Consider the following 19,382-nt stretch of genomic DNA (forward strand, 5'->3'; position numbering starts at 1 on the left):
CACTGTAAACAGTGGGATTAGAATCCTACTGTTTACAGTCTCAATTTATATAGTAATATCGGGCTAACCCCAATCTAAAATCATTCAAATCATTATACGCTTCCAAATTCGCTAACATCCCTCGAATAACTGGGATCCTCGGATTTTGAACTCTCATTTCAGATTCTAAAACATCTAAAGTGACTAAAACCTCATCATTTTCCAGTTGGTCTGCTAATGTTCGTTTTAGTATAATAATTTCATTTAAAAAATGCTCTTTCACCTGTTCTTTAATAAGCTCTGAGCTACAAAAAAACTCCCCAATCTTTTCTTCATTTAAAACAGGCTCCTCCGAAGATTCTAGAAGCCCTTCTACTAAATCGTCTACTCTTTTTAAAATAAATGAAGCAACATGAGAGAAATTAATTTCCGGTTCATTTAAAATAATTAATTGTAAATAACCGTGGCATATCCCTTCCACCATAATTACCAAATCTAATAAATATGGACTGACCTTTTCACCATAAATAGACAGTAGGCTATTCCGATAAAATGCATGAGATTCTAACTTCATCCGCACCATAAACTCTTCTACTTCTTTATTAAATGGAATGGCATTTTCTCTTGCATGCATAATAATAAATTCTTTATGCTTTTGCACATCAGTAAACTGGAAATATAATTGTTTTTCAAATTTTTCACGTGGTAATAACGACTCTTTTTCAATATCCAACATTTTCTTTTGGATTTTGTCATAATAATATCGAAGTGTCGCTAATAAAAGCTCATCTTTCGATTTAAAATACAAATAAAAAGCCCCTTTTGATATACCACAAGCTGTGACGATTTCTTGTACTGACGTTGCATTCACACCCTTAGTCGCAAATAACTTCATAGCCATCTCTATAATTAAGCGCTCTTTTTCTTTCATATCTTCTCTCCTAAACTTAATTTCGCATCTTATGTAAATTAAAATTCAATTTAATCTTATATTAGCAAGTAGCAAAACCCCTACCCAAAAATTTAGCGGGACAAAATAGGTATTTGTGGGCCTACTATCTATATAGAATCTCGATTAATAAAAGATAATGCTTCAGTAAGGAATAGTAACAAATCTCGTTCCTCACAGTTTAACTTTATCCCGCATTAACGGTCAGTAAAACTCCCACCTCAAAATTCAGCTCGGGCAAAGAAGTTAAGTGGGAGCCCTGCTGCCCGTAAACGCCCGATTGGTGAAGGCTAATAATCAGCGAGGGATAAACAAAACCCCCACTGATTAAAGTTTCACTTTATTATACCATCTCTTTTCATTGACGATTGACCAATCAGTCAGTTATATTATGTATTAGACTGACCAGTTGGTCAATACAATAAAAAGGGAGCGCAAACATGAACAAACTCATTAATTTCTCGTTAAAAAATAAGTTCGCGGTTTGGCTACTAACCATTATTGTTACCATTGCAGGCATTTATTCTGGGATGAACATGAAGTTAGAAACAATTCCTGATATTACAACGCCTATTGTAACAGTAACTACGGTTTATCCTGGTGCTACACCAGAAGAAGTAGCTGATAAAATTTCAAAGCCAATGGAAGAGCAGCTGCAAAATTTAAGCGGTGTAAACGTTGTTAGTTCTTCATCTTTTCAAAACGCATCTTCTATTCAGGTAGAATATGATTTTGATAAAAATATGGAAAAAGCCGAAACGGAAATTAAAGAAGCGCTCGCAAACGTGAAACTGCCAGAAGGTGTGAAAGACCCGAAAGTCTCACGAGTAAACTTTAATGCCTTTCCTGTTATTTCATTAAGCGTAGCGAGTAAAAATGAATCTTTAGCTGCCTTAACAGAAAATGTAGAAAAAAACGTTGTTCCTGGATTAAAAGGACTTGATGGTGTCGCATCTGTTCAAATCGCAGGTCAACAAGTAGACGAAGTACAGCTTGTCTTCAAAAAAGATAAGATGAAAGAATTAGGTTTAAGTGAAGATACCGTAAAAAATATTATTAAAGGTTCGGACGTATCGTTACCACTTGGCTTATATACATTTAAAGATACAGAAAAATCAGTGGTTGTAGATGGTAACATTACAACAATTAAAGCATTAAAAGAATTAAAAATTCCAGCTATCCCTTCATCACCGAATGGTCAAGGTAATCAAAACGCTGGTGCTGGAACACAAACACCACAGATGAATCCAGCCGCTATGAACGGCATACCAACGGTTACATTAGAAGAAATTGCTGATATTAAAGAAGTCGGAAAAGCAGAGTCTATTTCTCGAACAAATGGAAAAGAAGCAATCGGAATTCAAATTGTGAAGGCTGCTGATGCGAATACAGTTGATGTTGTAAATGCAGTTAAAGATAAAGTAAAAGACCTTGAGAAAAAATATAAAGACTTAGAGATTATTTCAACATTTGATCAAGGTGCACCTATTGAAAAATCAGTCGAAACAATGCTTAGCAAAGCTATTTTCGGTGCTATCTTTGCGATTGTTATTATTATGTTGTTCCTGCGAAACATTCGAACAACTCTAATCTCTGTCGTTTCTATACCACTTTCTTTATTAATCGCAGTTTTAGTAATAAAACAAATGGATATTACGCTTAACATTATGACACTTGGAGCAATGACAGTCGCTATCGGACGTGTCGTCGATGACTCCATTGTTGTTATTGAAAATATTTATCGACGTATGTCGTTATCAGAAGAAAAACTACGCGGGAAAGATTTAATTCGTGAAGCTACGAAAGAAATGTTTATCCCAATTATGTCTTCTACAATTGTAACAATCGCTGTATTTTTACCGCTTGGACTTGTAAAAGGTATGATTGGTGAAATGTTCTTACCATTCGCTTTAACTATTGTCTTTGCTTTATTAGCATCATTACTAGTAGCAATTACAATCGTACCTATGCTAGCTCACTCCTTATTCAAGAAAGAGAGCATGCGAGAAAAAGAGGTACATCATGAAGAAAAACCAAGTAAATTAGCAAACGGTTATAAACGTATACTTGAATGGGCTTTAAATCACAAAATTATTACATCAAGTATCGCTATTCTTCTTTTAGTGGGTAGCCTTGCACTTGTACCAATTATCGGTGTAAGCTTCTTACCATCTGAAGAAGAAAAAATGATTATTACAACGTACAATCCAGAGCCAGGTCAAACGTTAGAAGACGTTGAAAAAATTGCAACGAAGGCTGAGAAGCACTTCCAGGATAAAAAAGATGTAAAAACAATTCAGTTCTCATTAGGCGGAGAAAATCCAATGAGCCCTGGTCAATCAAATCAAGCTATGTTCTTCGTTCAATATGATAACGATACGAAAAACTTTGAAAAAGAGAAAGAACAAGTCGTTAAAGATTTACAAAAGATGTCTGGAAAAGGCGAATGGAAAAACCAAGATTTCGGAGCAAGTGGCGGTAGTAACGAAATTAAGCTATACGTTTATGGAGATAGCTCTGAAGAAATCAAACCTGTCGTTAAAGACATTCAAAATATCATGAAGAAAAATAAAGACTTAAAAGACGTAGACTCTAGTATTGCGAAAACATATGCAGAATACACTTTAGTCGCAGATCAAGAAAAGTTAAGTAAAATGGGGCTAACTGCCGCTCAAATTGGAATGGGACTTTCGAGTCAACATGACCGCCCTGTTCTAACAACAATTAAAAAAGACAGTAAAGATATAAATGTATATGTAGAAACTGAAAAACAAAACTATGAAACGATCGATGACTTAACAAATCGTAAAATTACAACACCACTTGGTAATGAAGTTGCTGTTAAAGATGTTATGACTGTAAAAGAAGGTGAAACTTCTAACACAGTAACACATCGAGATGGCAGAGTTTATGCAGAAGTGAGTGCGAAATTAACATCTGATGACGTTTCAAAAGCATCTTCTGCAGTCCAAAAAGAAGTGGATAAAATGGATCTTCCTTCTGGTGTAGATGTTTCTATGGGCGGTGTTACACAAGATATTCAAGAATCATTTAAGCAACTTGGATTAGCGATGTTAGCTGCGATTGCCATTGTATACTTCGTTCTTGTTGTTACATTTGGCGGTGCCCTTGCACCATTCGCAATTTTATTCTCGCTACCATTCACAATCATTGGTGCACTCGTTGCCTTATTAATCTCTGGCGAAACGTTAAGTGTATCTGCGATGATTGGGGCTCTTATGCTAATTGGTATCGTTGTAACGAACGCAATCGTGCTTATTGACCGTGTTATTCATAAAGAAAATGACGGCCTATCAACACGTGAAGCATTATTAGAAGCTGGTACAACACGCTTGCGTCCTATTTTAATGACTGCTATTGCAACAATCGGGGCTCTTATCCCGCTTGCATTAGGATTTGAAGGTAGCGGCTTAATTTCTAAAGGACTTGGCGTAACCGTAATTGGTGGATTAACAAGTTCAACGTTATTAACACTTCTTATTGTTCCAATCGTTTATGAAGCACTAAGCAAATTTAAAAAAAAAAAAGTAAAATAAAAAAATAACCTCGCGAATTGCGAGGTTATTTTTTATTTCCGAACAGTATTAGAAAATCACCATATCCTTCTTTTTCTAGATCTTCTTTTTGAATAAAGCGTAGCGCTGCTGAATTAATACAATAACGAAGGCCGTTTGGTCCTGGTCCGTCTGGAAATACATGCCCTAGATGTGAATCTCCTTCCTTACTTCTCACTTCCGTACGCGTCATATTATGGCTAACATCCATTTTTTCTTTCACACTAGCTGACATAACTGGTTTCGTAAAACTTGGCCATCCACAGCCGCTATCGAACTTATCGAAAGAAGTAAATAATGGTTCACCCGAAACAATATCTACATAAAGTCCTTCTTCTTTATGATTCCAATATTCATTTTGAAAAGGCGGTTCAGTTCCATTTTCCTGTGTTACATAAAACTGCATCTCGTTTAATCTTTCTTTTAAATGAGCATTATTCTTTGGCCAATGCTGTTTAATAAAAGCATCTCGCCCTGATCCTTTACGGTATAACTCATAGCGGAATGTGTTTTTCTTATGATAGCCTTGATGATATTCTTCAGCCAGATAAAACGTAGTAGCTGGTAATATTTTTGTAGCAATCGGCTTCGAAAAATGCCCACTCTTCTCAAGCTCTTCTTTTGAAACCTCTGCCCTTTTATGTTGTTCTTCATTATGATAAAAAATCACCGTTTCATAAGACTGTCCACGGTCGTGGAATTGCCCCCCCATATCAGTCGGGTCAATTTGTCTCCAATATATATTTAACAACTCTTCATACGGCATTTTATTTGCATCAAATGTAATTTGTACTGCTTCATAATGCCCAGTTGTTTCCGAGCACACTTCTTTATACGTTGGATTCTCTTTATGGCCACCTGTATAGCCTGAAACAACCTGTATAATCCCTTCCATCTCTTCAAACGGCGAAACCATGCACCAGAAACACCCACCAGCAAATGTAGCTAATTCCTTCTTTTCATTTATAGCCATTATTTCACCCCAATTGTATATTCTTCTTACAGTATGGCATAGAATAGCATACTTTATAAAAGAAAAAGCATCGAATATCGATGCTTTTTCTTACTTTATTTTTTAGAGAAATCCTTCTCATTTTCATCACTTGTCACGTCTAAAACATCTAATAAGAATATGAAGATCGGAATACCGATAATTAGTCCCCATACACCTAAAAAGTGTTCCGAGAAAATTAGTACCATAAACGTGTAGAAAATCGGTAAATTTGTTTTTTGTGACATAAATTTTGGGTTTAACACGTAGCTCTCGAGTGCGTGAATTACTGTTACGATAACTAAAATATAAACGACATACATAATACCGCCGATATTGTAAGCAATCATACAAAGTGGGAATAACGAAATGATAACACCTGCGACTGGAATTAAACCAAGCAAGAAAATCATTAACGCTAAACCTAGTAATTGCGGGAATCCTAATATCCATAATGCAATAACAGATAAAACACAGTTAACAATTGCAATTAAAAATTGTGCTTCGATTACTTTTCCGAATGAACGTGCAAATTTCTTTCCGAAATACTCTATTTCGTTATAGAAAATTGCAAGTCGACTTTCTTTAAATTTCGAAGTAAAAGCAACGATACGTGCTTTTTCAAGTAAGAAAAATAAGCTTAAAATTACAGAAAGTAAAACTTGAAGGCCAAATTTCCCAACATTCGTAATGGATTTATACAAAATGTCTACGCCCTGCCCTACATATTTAGAAAGTTCCATATGATTAACAGCATTAACTGCATACTTAACTAATTCACTATCAGGTGGATTTCTTAAAAATACATTGAATTGATAAATCAATTGTGAAATTTGTATTGTTAATACCGGTAAATATTTAAATAGCGTAATGGCAATTCCCGCCACTAACATTACATATAAAAGCGCTATAATAATTTTCCGATTAATTGGCATAAAATGATCTAATTTACGAGAAATAAACTTTTGGAATCGATCCATTAAATACGTCAACATAAACGTAATTAAAATTAAATTTAGCATACTTTGCATCCCATACAATATGAGAGCAAGTAATACTAATACGATTAACCTCTGAAATCCTTTGCTTTGAAACAGGTTTTTTATTTGCATAATCGACGAGTACTCTCTCCTGTCCTATAAAGTAAAACTTTAACAAGTAGCTCTCTCTCTATTCTCTACTTATAATTATCCTTTAATATTAAAGCCCTTGCGAGCAATTTATCTTCAACCCTAACCGCCCGTTAATTGTGCTAATATATTATGTTACTTCTTATTTTACAATACAATGACCTATTTCAAAACGCATTATGCACAGTATTAATGAAGATTTAAGGAAACTTTTATTCCCATAAGAATAGGTCTTACCATTACTGTAACATAAAAAGCAAGCTATCAGTAGAAATCCGTCCTACAAATAGCTTGCTTTTATATTTTTTTTAAGTAAGTTTTATCATCCAATAAACGGCATGAACATGGGAATAACCACCACTGTTACGACACCCACTACTGTCACAGCGATACTTGCCATAGCTGCTTCTACTTCACCCATTTCGATACCTACTGCAACCCCTAACGCATGTCCTGCTGTTCCAAGAGCTAAACCTTTAGCAATCGGATGTTTAACTCTAAATGTTTTTAAGAATAAAGCTCCTAATGCGTATACGATAACTGCATTAAAGATAACTGCAAATGATGTAATTGCTGGAATACCACCGATACTTTCAGATATTGGTAATGCAATTGCTGTTGTTGCTGCCTGCGGTAACATTGAGTTCATTACTGCTGTATCTAAACCAATCGCTTTTGCGACAATGAACACAACAATCACTGAACAGATAGATCCAATCACGATAGCTGATAAAATTTGCCACCAATATTTTTTTAACTTATCAACTTGTTTATATAATGGAATTGCAAAGGCAATTGTTGCTGGCTCTAAGAAGAAACTAATCATCTTCCCACCAGTATTATATTCTTCAAAAGTAAAGTTACCTACCTTTAAAAATACGATCCCTAATACCATTGCTACGAATAGTGGTGTAAATAAGAAGAATCCTTTTGAATGTTTGAATAAAAACGTTCCGATTCCGTATGCAATTAATGAAACGACGATTCCGAAATATGGAGTCATTGTGCTTGTCATGTTCATTACCTCCTAACCATGTATGGTCTAAAATAGTTACGCGACTTTTCCGTGTTTTCTTCCTTTGTTTACAACTTTCAATTCTTTTGTATCTTTTGTTTCTTTTCCATCTTTACCTAACATTAATTGTGCAGATAAACCTGTTACAGCAAGTAGAATAATTGTTGCGACAACGATTACAGTTAGGATTTGTACAAAATTTTGGCTCATTACACCAAGAGAATTAATAACAGAAATACCTGATGGGACGAAAAGAAATCCGATAATACCTGTTAAAGCAGTTCCAAATGATTCAACTTGCTCCAATTTAATAACCTTTAAACATAATAGACTAAATAAAACGACTAACCCAATTACTGATGAAGGCATCGGAATGGGTAAATGGGTTGAGATAATATTAGAAACTAACATAATAGCTGAAAAAACGAATATTTGTGATAGAAAACCATATACTTTTTTTGTGCTCATTTTGGCCACCTCTTTTGATTTGGTACCTTTATTTTATAGGATATAAACGCAAAAGAAAGCGTTTACATATCGGAATGTCAAATATAAACAGCCAATTACAAAAATTATACAGTGAAATACAAAAGCTGCTTCTTAAATACGAAGCAGCTTTTTGAGCTCTTTTGCATATGTACGACTAACAGGTACTTTTGAGCCTTCTTTCATGATTAAATTATAGGTAGAATTGAACCATGGCTGTATTTCTGTAATATGATTAATATTCGCAATAAAACTACGGTGAACACGTATAAAACTTGTTTGCGGTAATTTCTTTTCCAAAATCACAAGTGTATCATGTGTTACATACGTTTCTTTCATTGTTTTTACAGCTACTTTTCCATCTACAAGCCCTACATAAATAATATCTTCAATATTAACAAGTACAATTGATTCCTCAATTGGCAATGCTAATTTATGCATCTCTGCCGTTACATCGCCCACCTTTACTTCTTGCTTCGTTTCTATTTTCGCTTGTTTTTGTTTTTTATATTTCTTCAATGTCTGTTCAATGCGTTCTTCATCAAATGGCTTTAAAATGTAATCTAACGCATCTACCTCAAATGCTTGCAGCGCATATTGATCATATGCAGTAGCAAACACAATTGAAGGTGGATTTTTCATTTTCTTTAATATATTTGCGATTTCAAATCCGTTATCATCAGATAACTGAATATCTAGAAAAACAATATCTGGTTTGTTTTTCATTAATTCTTCTAATGCATCCTCTACACAATCCGCCTCACCAATTATCTCTACTTCTTTTGTTTGCTCTAATAAATATTTCAATTCATCCCGTGCCAACATTTCATCATCAACTACTAATACTTTTAACACTCCGTTTTTCCTCCTCTACTTTTTTCGGAATTACAAAGAGGATCTTTGTCCCTTGCTCTAATTCACTTTCAATTTGAAGCATTGTCTCTTTCCCAAATAACCCAATAAGTCGTTCATTAATATTATATAAAGCTGTTCCAGTCCCTTTCTTTGATGGAACTACCATTTTTCCTAATTGCTCTAGACGTTCACTCTCAATCCCTTGTCCATTATCCTTCACTTCAAAGTGAACCATTCCCTCTTTTTCAAACACATGTACCTCGACTTGGCACACTGGCTGCTTTTTCGGAAAAGCATGGCGCAATGCATTTTCAACTAATAGCTGAAGCACAAATGGTGGAACTAAAGTCACCTTTAGTGCTTCTTCAATGTACATCTTCACTTCATACTTATTCGGAAATCTCGCTTGCTCTAACGATAAATATGCATGTACATGATTCAACTCTTGTTCTAATGGAATAAGTAATTGTCGTGCCCCTTGCAAATTACAACGAAAATACACGCTAAGCTGCAATAATAATTTTCTCGCTTTCTCTACATCTGTTCGGCATAAAGCTGATACTGTATTAATTGCATTAAATAAAAAATGCGGATTGATTTGTGCTTGCAGCGCTTTTATTTCGGCATCTTGCAATAACTTACTTTGTAACTCGGCTTCACCTAACTCAAGCTGTGTGGAGAATATTTTCGCCAGCCCTTCCGCTAACTCTTCTTCAACACGACTTAATTGATTAGAGTTTTTGAAATAAAGTTTTAATGTTCCTATCGTATTTCCATGTGAAGTTAATGGAATAACAACTGCTGCTTGTAATGGACACCCTTCATGTTGACAATTAATAATCTCACGTGATTTCGCCTTCATTATTTTCCCTGTTTTTAATACAGATTTTGATAAACCTGTTATTAAACTGTGTGAAGGAATATGATGATCTGATGCCAATCCAACGTGAGCTAAAATTTTCTCTGTATCTGTTAAGGATACCGCATCTGTTCCCGTAAAGCGGTGGATAATTTGTGCCACATGTTTACAAGATTCTTCTGTTAACCCTTTGCGAAAATATGGTAATGTCTTATCAGCAATGCGCAATACCTTATGAGTCTGCAATGCTTTCGCATTCTCTTCCTGACGCAAAATAGCTTGTATCATAGAAAGTAAAATAAAGCTCCCGAAACTATTCACAAGGATCATCGGTATCGCAATTGTTTTCACAATACTCATTCCATCCTCTACAATTAATAGAATCATAATCATTTCTAAAGAAACGATAAACACACTTAAAATCGCTGAAAATTTAGGCGTAATTGTACGATTATATTTTTTAAAAATGTATCCAATATACCCCGCTATCACTCCTGCTAAAATTGACGAGATTGCACAGCTTGCCGCTGTCGTCCCGCCAAGCATATAACGGTGAATACCCGCAATCGATCCTACTCCAATTCCAACGATAGGACCGCCAAGCAATCCACTAATTCCAACACCCATAATACGTGTATTTGCAATTGTACTCGATGAAGAAACACCTTGTAGCCAATTTTCATTCATAATCGTATTCCCTGCAATTTCAATTCCTGTGTAATTACTTACAATTGTAAACACTGAAAAAATACAAATAAGCTTAAACTTATCTATATATCCGTCCTGCCTATGAAGTAGGCGCCTGAATGTCTTAATATGAGAGAGTAAAAAACCTAAAATAACAATAAGTCCGACACGTTCAATCATCATAAGTACTAAATTTAACATCTGTGATTCATTCCTTTTTATATTAGTTAGTTTTATTATGGGAAAATAATGAAGTAGCCGTCAAGAAGAATGAAATACTTTTTGAAATATTTTACACATAACAATTTCCTCTTTATTTGACAATCTAATAGAAGAGTGCTAAAAATAAAGTAATATAATACAGTCCTTTAACCCAACCCCGTGAGGTTGAGAAGGAAGTCGGAATATAATATACGTATGTTCTTTTTTAAAGGACACGTATGATTTTTTGGCCTTCTCATCATATCAGGTGAGAAGGCCTTTTGTTATTCTTCCATAGCGACTGTAGAAGAAAATAAGGAGGAGTAATAATGAGCATTACTACTGATGTACAAACAACAACAGAGGAGACGAAAGAGAAAAGATATAAAACATTATTTGGTTCTGCGCTAGGATATGCAGCAGAAGGATTAGATATGCTTCTCTTATCTTTCGTACTTGTCTACATTCTAAAAGAATTTCATCTTAGCCCTGTTGAGGGAGGGAACTTAACATTAGCCACAACAATTGGGATGTTAATTGGTTCCTATTTATTTGGATTTATTGCTGATTTATTCGGTCGTATCCGTACAATGTCCTTTACAATCTTACTATTTTCACTAGCAACTGCACTTATTTATTTCGCAACAGATTATTGGCAATTATTAATTCTTCGCTTTTTAGTTGGAATGGGTGTTGGTGGTGAATTCGGGATTGGAATGGCCATCGTAACAGAAACATGGTCTAAAGAAATGCGCGCTAAAGCGACATCAGTTGTTGCACTTGGCTGGCAGTTTGGCGTCCTGATTGCTTCACTCCTTCCAGCATTTATTGTTCCGCATTTTGGCTGGAGAGCAGTTTTCTTATTTGGACTAATTCCCGCTTTATTAGCTGTTTATGTCCGCAAAAGTTTAAGTGAACCGAAAATATGGGAACAAAAACAACGCTACAAAAAGGAATTGTTACAAAAGGAAGCTAAAGGTAATTTGACAACTACTGAAGCAGAACAACTAAAACAAATGAAAAAGTTCCCACTGCGAAAGTTATTTGCAAATAAAAAAGTAACAATCACAACAATTGGTCTTATTATTATGTCATTTATCCAGAACTTCGGATATTATGGGATTTTCACATGGATGCCAACTATTTTAGCGAATAAATATAACTATACATTAGCAAAAGCAAGTGGCTGGATGTTCATTTCTACTATCGGTATGCTAATCGGAATTGCAACATTTGGTATTCTAGCTGATAAAATTGGCCGCCGCAAAACTTTTACAATCTATTATGTCGGTGGTACTATATACTGCCTCATTTACTTCTTCCTATTCACAGATGCGACATCATTGTTATGGGGAAGCGCCCTACTTGGATTCTTTGCAAATGGAATGATGGGAGGATTCGGAGCAATTTTAGCTGAAAACTATCCTGCCGAAGCTCGCTCCACAGCGGAAAACTTTATTTTCGGCACAGGGCGTGGATTAGCTGGATTTGGACCGGTTATTATTGGATTACTCGCTACGGGTGGCAATCTACTTGGAGCATTGTCCCTAATTTTTATCATCTATCCAATCGGATTGATTACGATGCTATTATGTGTACCAGAAACAAAGGGAAAAGTGTTAGATTAAACATAAAAGAGGAAGCATCTCATTTAAGATGCTTCCTCTTTTCAATGTTTGTTTATCATTTATTTTGATTTACTAGCCCTCTGGAATAAGAAAGCCGTTTTATCTTTTTCTTCTGCAATTCCTTGCTTTAATGCTAATTCCCCTGCAACTTTAGGTGCTAGCCATAGCATCGGGAATAACAGAATTGATACTGGAACAGCTGTCACTACAATGAAAGATTGTAAGGCATTAATGCTTCCCTCTCCCATATATAAAAGGATCGCTGCAACTGTACCCATAATAAGCGACCAAAAAACTCGCAAACTAATTCTAGGATCTCCATCTCCAGTCACTGCCATTGAAATCGAATAGGCCATTGAATCTCCTGTTGTCACTACAAATAAAATTGTTAATAAAAGAAACGCCGGTCCAATAATATTAGAGAGCGGCAGTTGCTCTGTAATTGCAATCATAGCTGCTGGCATACCAGATTCACTTAATGCGTTCGAGATAGAACCAGGATTCATTAACTCATAAAACACACCTGATCCCCCTAGTATAGTAAACCAAAACGTTGTAATAATGGGTGCAATAATTCCAATTGCAACGATGATTTCTCGGATTGTTCTTCCTCTTGAAATTCGGCTCACTAAAATTGCCATCATCGGTCCATATCCAATAAACCAGCCCCAGAAGAAGATTGTCCAAGATCCTAACCAACCTGCATCGCCGCGATATGTGCTCATTGGAATAAATTCATGTATATAAAATCCAAACGAAGAAACAAATGAATCAATAATAAATCCACCTGGTCCAAATAATAATACGAATGCCATTAACAAAATTGCTAATCTAACATTTAAGTTACTTATAATTTGAATCCCTTTATCAATTCCCGTTACCGCAGATATAGTAGAAACGGCTACTACACAAATAATAATTGCTAATTGAGTAGTAAACACATCAGGAATGTCAAACAATGCTTGTAAGCCATAACTTGCTTGTAATCCTAAAAATCCGATTGGACCAATTGTTCCTGCAGCTACCGCAATAATTGCAAATACATCAATCATCGTTCCAAGAAAACTCTTTCGCAATTTTTCCCCAAAAATAGGATATAAAAGCGTTCGAGGTTTTAACGGCATACCTTTATGATAATGCCCATACATCATAACTACTGCACTAATTGTCCCTAAGATCGTCCAGGCTAAGAAACCCCAGTGCATATAACTTTGTGCTAAAGCAGGCATGACTGCTTCTTGCGTTCCAGCAGATACACCTTCATGTATTGGTGGCACCGTCATCAAATGGTACATTGGCTCTGCTGCTGCCCAAAAAACGCCACCTCCGGCAAGTAATGTAGACATAATAATAGCAAGCCATTTTGCCGTACTAATCTCAGGTTTTTCTAAGTTACCTAGTTTGACCCTCCCATATTTCGAGAATGCCATACACATCGCAACAATAAATGTACCTAACAATAAAACTTGCCAAAAGGCACCGAAATATTTAATTGAAAAGGAGAAACTGTTATTAATTACTCTCTCTACATAATCCTTGTTCAAAAAAACTGCAATTACAAATAATAAAAGCGAACCACCACTAATAAGAAATACAGGCCAATCCGTTTTTCGACTCTTCATCCTCATTTACACTTCCTCCTTCCTCAGCAATCTAAAAAAACAACTTTATTATGTTTTATCGTTTAAACCCAAAACACAATGATTATATAAGCATAATAATTAATCGATTTTCTACACACTTATGTTGTCCCTAAAAATATGCTAAATCCCGTATTTAAAAGAAAATTTCTATTCCTATTACATAAAAAAGCAAAACAAAAGACCTTATATTTCTATAAGGTCTTCGAAACAGAAATTTGATTATAACATAAGGAACTCCTTGGTTCAAAAATCCCCTTCCAAAAATAACCGAGAGTAAAGGCTTCCATTTGCTACGTAACAGTAATTAAAAAAAATTATATTTTGCAGAAAAAACCCCTATACTAAATATTATTTATGAAAGAAATTCGGCTTCAAAATTTCATTCGGATACGGTTTATGATAAATATGAGTTGTAGCAGGTGATAACGGAGGAATTAACCACACCCAGTTGCCAGTTACAACCCGTCCACAAGCAACTTCCTGCTTCTCAAACTGCTGAAATTGCTGGGCTGCTGTATGGTGATCTACAATGCTAACCCCTTGTTTTTTGAAAGAATGTAAAACAGCTATATTTAACTCAATTAGCGCTTTGTCTTTCCATAACGTACTATTTCGAGAAGTATCTAAATTCATCATCTCTGCAACTGCTGGAAGCAAATTATAACGGTCGTGATCCGCTAAATTACGAGCACCAATTTCAGTCCCCATATACCATCCATTAAACGGGGCTGCTGTATAAGAAATACCGCCAATCTCTAAACGCATATCTGAAATCATTGGTACCCCATACCATTTTACTTCTAGTGATGAAATTGGGTATTCTGGATGTTCAATTGGTACCTCTTTCACTTCTTTTTTAGGAATTTCTTTATATACAGGCTCTTTTCCATCAACAGAAAATACAAGCGGTAATACGTCAAAGTTTGTGCCTTCTCCTTGCCACCCAAGACCTTGGCATAAATCAGTAAATGCGACAGAGTGAGAATCACCGATTACTCCCATTTCCGTTTTGTATCCTGCATATCGAATTAATTGATGATTATAAAGTCGTATATTGTTCTCTTCACCTTGATATTGCTTAAAAATCGTAATTGTCGGTTTAACTTTCCCATCATTCGTCGCGTATTTAATATGATGAATTAATGCATTATATACACCTTCTTCATCATTTACTTCACGCGCATCTAATATGTGCATCTTACTCCAAAACAATCTCCCAATGCATCTATTACTATTACGCCATGCCATCCGTGATCCATGAACAAGCTCTTCAAATGTATGCTCATACGTGCCCGTCTTTTCTATCTCTATTAAAATTTCTTTCATACGCTCTTTTATTAACTGCTCTTTATTAAGTTCCTTATAGCAAACGGTAATAAAATTACTTGCTTCCTCTATTAATTGTTTCGTTTTACTCATAAAAAATCTCCTTTTATCTCAACAAGACACTACTACTTTACAGTATAAGCAAAAAGGATAAGAGTCACAAACGAAAGTCGAAGTGTTACTTTTATCGTAATATTTGTCAGAAGATTTCTAGAATTATTGTTGACTTCCGAAAAAAACAAGTGTATTTTTTACTTAAGGAAATTATTTTTACCTTAACCAACTTTTTGAGTAGAAAGTAGGTAATTGCATATCTTTTCAATTACCCAATCTTTCATAAGGCTATGGTGAACTAGATCCATATATTGATGATGCCTGCCATTCATCATGCGTGTAAGGTAAATTTGGTAATGTAAAACTAGTATTGTTGAAATCCTCCTAAATCCCCCGGATTGCCACCGGGGGATTTATAATTACTTCAATCTATTTATGTAATGCTGTAAAACATTTTTTATTTCTGCATTTAATTCTCGGAATGAAAATCCTAATTCACGAGCCTTTCCATTATGTAACGTACAATTAGTCACTTCATTATAAGGTGCTATATTATCTCCTACTTCTTGAATAAGTGCTTTTATTCCCGTTTTTTCTTCTATGAAATGAATAATTTCTCCAGTAGAAACTACCCCGCTGCTACAAGCATTAATTGGTCCTTCTATGTTTCCCATTCCGCACCATGCTAAAAACTCTCCTGCTTCTTTTTCATGTATGAACGACAACTTTCCATCTATATGATCCACAACAATAGACTCTTGTTTCACAACATTTTCAACGTAAAATTGTAATCTCTTCGTATAATCATTTTCTCCAATAACGACGGGAAATCTTACCGCAAAGACTGGGAATGTTGCCTGTTGGAACAACACTGCTTCCGCTAATCTCTTTCCCTCACTATAAGTGAAATTCCCTCTATCTCCATACGTAATCGAATATTCATACGGGTTGAAGTCTTCTTCTTGCAAGTTTAATGCAGGCTCATATACCGCCATTGAGGATGTCATAACATATTTTTTCACTCTATCACGTAATACGTTACATATAATTTTCGCGGCGTTTGGGCTATAGCATAAGTTATCGTATACAATATCATAACTTTTACCTTCTAAACGCTCTTCCAGTAACTCTTCGTCTTCTCTATCTACTACAATTCTTTTTACCGTATCCCCAAAAGAATCCTCCGTAAATCCTCGTGTTGCAATTGTTATATCGTGTCCTTCTTGTAAAAGCGCTTCTACTAATTGCTTACCAAAAAATCTTGTTCCCCCTAGAACCAACACTTTTTTCACTTTCATCATCCCCTATTTTGTAAAATACTACCTTAATTATAAACATGAATATAATTAAAAAGCATGGAATCATTATCAAGATTCCATGCTTTCTTACATACGATACTTTAACGTACTCGATATTTAAAAATACAATAGCAGCAATATAAAATAGAAATTACTGATACATAAACCCATAGTTCATATACGAAGCCCTCTCCCCATACTCCCATAAAATAAAAGAGTGAAGGCAACGTCAATGTTACCCATGATTGTACAAATGCAATTCTGCCAAGATATTGATTGATATTCTTTTTTTGTGTATTTAATACAAAGAATAAATACCAAAGTAATGCCCACATAAACCATGTTAACGCATTAACAACATCGTGGAATTGAACAAATGAAACGACCATATAGAATAGGGCAATGATTGCTACCCAAATACAGAACCAGCCTAGTCCACTACTATCCATTCCTTTAATAAAAGTAACACCTACATATAAATAAGTTAAACCAAATAAAAAGGTAGCTGCATACGAATATACCGTCCAATTACTTTGATCAGAAATCATAATTAAATAAAACGGTATAATAATTTGTAATGCCCCTACAAATAAATTAAAGACACCTGCGCTTTTCATCTCTACTTTGCCTAATATAACAAGACTATTTAAAAATAAAGCTGCACCTGAAAGTAATAATCCTACGTAACCCATATATATTCGTGTGAAAATCTTTCCCTTTCACACTTTTAACCTCCCCACAATATAAAGTGATCCTTTATTATTTTTCTTCCTATTTAAAACTACATACATAATTTTTAATCTGAATAAGTCAGACTTCCTACCTTAAAAAAGAATAAATTTAAAACGCTTTCAATAATAAATAATCCTATCAGAACATTAAATAGGATTCCTTGATTATAAACGTACTCTAACCATGATACAAGTGTTGGAATTCTTTTCAATATTACGTTTTTCATTTCTATAAAAAATTATTAGGATGCTGCATTTTCCCTATCTCACTCTACTAATTTCTAACATAGAATATTATAAAGTGAAACTTTAATCAGCCCTCACCAATCGGGCGTTTACGGGCAGCAGGGCTTCCACCTAACTTCTTTGCTCTACCTGAATTTTGAGATGGGAGTTTTACTGCCCACAAATAGCGGGATAGAATGGGCGCAATCGTATTGAAGCACACTATCAATTATCAGGTGTCGTTGATAGTTATCGTAAGCTTTACTTAGAAAGAGGTGAAAAAACATGGCAGGAATAGGATTTCGTTTACAAAAATTATTCCAAGAAGACTACTATTCTTCAAGAATAAAAGCGTACGGATTTTCATTATTTGTTACAGCTGGTCCTTGGTTAGTCGTTATTTTAGCAGTAACAGCTATTCGATACATTTTAAGTTTGTTCCATTCTATTTCAATTGAGGAACAGCGCCTTTTCACAATTTCAATTTCATATTGCTTTATTTTTTCTCAAATCATATATGGTGCCTTGCAGCTCATCGTAACTAGATATGTGGCTGACCTTTTATACGAGCAAAAAGGTGATAAAGTATTTTCTTCCTTTTTAGGAATGACGAAAATCACACTTTTTTTAGCTATTATCTTATGGCTTTTGTTTACAATTTTCACACCATTAGCCTTGTATTATAAAATCGTGATGCTATTTTTATTTTTATCTTTAAACATCATTTGGATTCAATCCATTTATTTAACAGCAGCTAAAGATTATCAGTCCATCGCTCTTGCATTTTTAATTGGTTCAATTTTCTCCTTATCTGGAATTGCGCTTATAGCTTACTGGCATCCAACACTTGGACTAGAACATGGATTTGCCCTATTACTTTTAATTGCTTTTACAATCGGGACCTTCATTACATTAGTCTGGTTAAGTATAGTTATTGTGCGAATGTTTCCAAATAGTGATGCTACTGAACAATTTACCTTTCTTTCTTATTTAGATAAATATCCAGAACTATTTTGGTCAAGCTTACTTTACAATATTGGCATTTGGGTATGTAACTTTGTTATTTGGTTCGGGGAAGGACGAGGAAATATTGAAAACACATTTATTTATCATCAAATGTATGATACCTCTGTTTTCTGGGCTTATTTAAGCATTATCCCAACCTATATTTTCTTCGTAGTATCCATTGAAACAAGGTTTTATGAAAGGTATAAGAAGTTCTTCGGTTCAGTTAACAATGGGGCGACATTAAATACAATTTTACAATTAAAAGATTCGATGAACTTTGTCCTCAAACAAGAAATGGAACGAATACTTCGTAATCAAGGTATTTTTTCTTTACTTATTATTTTTATAATATTTATGTTTAGTTCACAATCTGGGAAAATGACACTTGAATACTCTATTTTGCAGCTGACTATAATTGGTGCTTATGCAAACGGGATGGTCCTCGTTATCACTTTACTACTCTTATATTTTGAAGATCGTAAAGGTGCCTTTCGAACATCAGCCCTGTTCTTTTTTGCAAACCTGTTATTAAGTCTTCTTCTACTTCCATTTGGATTCAATGGTTACGGTATTAGTTTTGCACTCGGATCATCCATTACATTCTTATATGCTATTTCTAGACTCTTTACTTACATTAAAGATATTGATTACTACACGTTTTGCCAGTCAAACGTTCCTATAAAACAGCGAACTTTCTTTACTAAATGTGCTAATAAACTTAATGGAAATAAATAAATAAAAA

The 19,382-nt window shown here is 34.8% G+C and carries 14 protein-coding genes and 1 pseudogene; 3 read left to right on the top strand and 12 right to left on the bottom strand.

Annotation, left to right across the window (positions count from 1 at the left end; genetic code table 11):
* Nucleotides 1-40: 40 nt before the first annotated feature.
* Nucleotides 41-910, bottom strand: coding sequence for a TetR/AcrR family transcriptional regulator (locus QUF93_RS28515; RefSeq protein ID WP_289360925.1), 870 nt, complete (start codon nucleotides 908-910; stop codon nucleotides 41-43).
* A gap of 458 nt (nucleotides 911-1,368) precedes the next feature.
* On the opposite strand from QUF93_RS28515, the gene QUF93_RS28520 reads away from it, so the two are divergent.
* Nucleotides 1,369-4,485 (top strand): efflux RND transporter permease subunit, encoded by a 3,117-nt coding sequence (locus QUF93_RS28520; RefSeq protein WP_289360926.1) that lies wholly within the window; start codon nucleotides 1,369-1,371, stop codon nucleotides 4,483-4,485.
* A 25-nt stretch (nucleotides 4,486-4,510) separates the two neighbouring features.
* On the opposite strand, the gene msrB is transcribed toward QUF93_RS28520, so the two are convergent.
* The 7 genes and pseudogenes from msrB to lytS form a co-directional block, all read right to left on the bottom strand.
* Nucleotides 4,511-4,963, bottom strand: coding sequence for a peptide-methionine (R)-S-oxide reductase MsrB (gene msrB, locus QUF93_RS28525; protein ID WP_289361027.1), 453 nt, complete (start codon nucleotides 4,961-4,963; stop codon nucleotides 4,511-4,513).
* Nucleotides 4,952-5,476: pseudogene (gene msrA, locus QUF93_RS28530) on the bottom strand (peptide-methionine (S)-S-oxide reductase MsrA); the annotation flags it as partial. The gene msrB and the pseudogene msrA, both read right to left, overlap by 12 nt.
* Before the next feature lie 95 nt (nucleotides 5,477-5,571).
* Nucleotides 5,572-6,606, bottom strand: a complete 1,035-nt coding sequence (locus QUF93_RS28535) for an AI-2E family transporter (RefSeq protein ID WP_289360927.1) — start codon at nucleotides 6,604-6,606, stop codon at nucleotides 5,572-5,574.
* 340 nt (nucleotides 6,607-6,946) lie between these two features.
* A complete protein-coding gene (gene lrgB / locus QUF93_RS28540) occupies nucleotides 6,947-7,639 on the bottom strand; it encodes an antiholin-like protein LrgB (protein ID WP_097902491.1) in 693 nt (230 codons plus the stop codon).
* A gap of 36 nt (nucleotides 7,640-7,675) precedes the next feature.
* The gene (gene lrgA / locus QUF93_RS28545) at nucleotides 7,676-8,107 is read right to left on the bottom strand and encodes an antiholin-like murein hydrolase modulator LrgA (RefSeq protein ID WP_128283057.1); all 432 of its coding nucleotides are present in this window, start codon (nucleotides 8,105-8,107) and stop codon (nucleotides 7,676-7,678) included.
* Between the two features lie 132 nt (nucleotides 8,108-8,239).
* A complete protein-coding gene (locus QUF93_RS28550; RefSeq protein WP_289360928.1) occupies nucleotides 8,240-8,980 on the bottom strand; it encodes a LytR/AlgR family response regulator transcription factor in 741 nt (246 codons plus the stop codon).
* Nucleotides 8,958-10,727, bottom strand: coding sequence for a two-component system sensor histidine kinase LytS (gene lytS / locus QUF93_RS28555; RefSeq protein ID WP_002123618.1), 1,770 nt, complete (start codon nucleotides 10,725-10,727; stop codon nucleotides 8,958-8,960). The genes QUF93_RS28550 and lytS overlap by 23 nt, the downstream gene beginning before the upstream one ends.
* A gap of 329 nt (nucleotides 10,728-11,056) precedes the next feature.
* On the opposite strand from lytS, the gene QUF93_RS28560 reads away from it, so the two are divergent.
* On the top strand, nucleotides 11,057-12,355 hold the full coding sequence (locus tag QUF93_RS28560; protein ID WP_289375958.1) for an MFS transporter: 1,299 nt from the start codon (nucleotides 11,057-11,059) through the stop codon (nucleotides 12,353-12,355).
* 59 nt (nucleotides 12,356-12,414) lie between these two features.
* Here QUF93_RS28560 and QUF93_RS28565 read toward each other — a convergent pair whose 3' ends face one another.
* The 4 genes from QUF93_RS28565 to QUF93_RS28580 form a co-directional block, all read right to left on the bottom strand.
* Complete coding sequence (locus tag QUF93_RS28565; protein ID WP_289360930.1) at nucleotides 12,415-13,983, bottom strand: BCCT family transporter; 1,569 nt, start codon at nucleotides 13,981-13,983, stop codon at nucleotides 12,415-12,417.
* Between the two features lie 363 nt (nucleotides 13,984-14,346).
* On the bottom strand, nucleotides 14,347-15,417 hold the full coding sequence (locus tag QUF93_RS28570) for a nitric oxide synthase oxygenase (RefSeq protein WP_088060706.1): 1,071 nt from the start codon (nucleotides 15,415-15,417) through the stop codon (nucleotides 14,347-14,349).
* Nucleotides 15,418-15,797: 380 nt separating this feature from the next.
* Nucleotides 15,798-16,676 (bottom strand): NAD-dependent epimerase/dehydratase family protein, encoded by an 879-nt coding sequence (locus QUF93_RS28575; RefSeq protein WP_289360931.1) that lies wholly within the window; start codon nucleotides 16,674-16,676, stop codon nucleotides 15,798-15,800.
* A gap of 101 nt (nucleotides 16,677-16,777) precedes the next feature.
* A complete protein-coding gene (locus QUF93_RS28580; protein WP_289360932.1) occupies nucleotides 16,778-17,368 on the bottom strand; it encodes an AmiS/UreI family transporter in 591 nt (196 codons plus the stop codon).
* Between the two features lie 549 nt (nucleotides 17,369-17,917).
* Between QUF93_RS28580 and pelG the strand changes: the two genes are divergently transcribed.
* Nucleotides 17,918-19,375, top strand: coding sequence for an exopolysaccharide Pel transporter PelG (gene pelG / locus QUF93_RS28585; protein ID WP_289360933.1), 1,458 nt, complete (start codon nucleotides 17,918-17,920; stop codon nucleotides 19,373-19,375).
* Nucleotides 19,376-19,382: the final 7 nt, after the last annotated feature.

Origin of the sequence: Bacillus hominis (assembly GCF_030348325.1) — a bacterium.
Classification (GTDB): Bacteria; Bacillota; Bacilli; order Bacillales; family Bacillaceae_G; genus Bacillus_A; species Bacillus_A hominis.

Bases quoted from the DNA above. Each gene is read 5' to 3' on its own strand.
- QUF93_RS28580 (WP_289360932.1), bottom strand. From the start codon at position 17,368: ATGGGTTACGTAGGATTATTACTTTCAGGTGCAGCTTTATTTTTAAAT.
- QUF93_RS28565 (WP_289360930.1), bottom strand. From the start codon at position 13,983: ATGAGGATGAAGAGTCGAAAAACGGATTGGCCTGTATTTCTTATTAGT.
- QUF93_RS28575 (WP_289360931.1), bottom strand. From the start codon at position 16,676: ATGAAAGTGAAAAAAGTGTTGGTTCTAGGGGGAACAAGATTTTTTGGT.
- QUF93_RS28570 (WP_088060706.1), bottom strand. From the start codon at position 15,417: ATGAGTAAAACGAAACAATTAATAGAGGAAGCAAGTAATTTTATTACC.
- lrgA (WP_128283057.1), bottom strand. From the start codon at position 8,107: ATGAGCACAAAAAAAGTATATGGTTTTCTATCACAAATATTCGTTTTT.
- QUF93_RS28535 (WP_289360927.1), bottom strand. From the start codon at position 6,606: ATGCAAATAAAAAACCTGTTTCAAAGCAAAGGATTTCAGAGGTTAATC.
- QUF93_RS28560 (WP_289375958.1), top strand. From the start codon at position 11,057: ATGAGCATTACTACTGATGTACAAACAACAACAGAGGAGACGAAAGAG.
- QUF93_RS28520 (WP_289360926.1), top strand. From the start codon at position 1,369: ATGAACAAACTCATTAATTTCTCGTTAAAAAATAAGTTCGCGGTTTGG.
- lytS (WP_002123618.1), bottom strand. From the start codon at position 10,727: ATGTTAAATTTAGTACTTATGATGATTGAACGTGTCGGACTTATTGTT.
- pelG (WP_289360933.1), top strand. From the start codon at position 17,918: ATGGCAGGAATAGGATTTCGTTTACAAAAATTATTCCAAGAAGACTAC.
- QUF93_RS28515 (WP_289360925.1), bottom strand. From the start codon at position 910: ATGAAAGAAAAAGAGCGCTTAATTATAGAGATGGCTATGAAGTTATTT.
- lrgB (WP_097902491.1), bottom strand. From the start codon at position 7,639: ATGACAAGCACAATGACTCCATATTTCGGAATCGTCGTTTCATTAATT.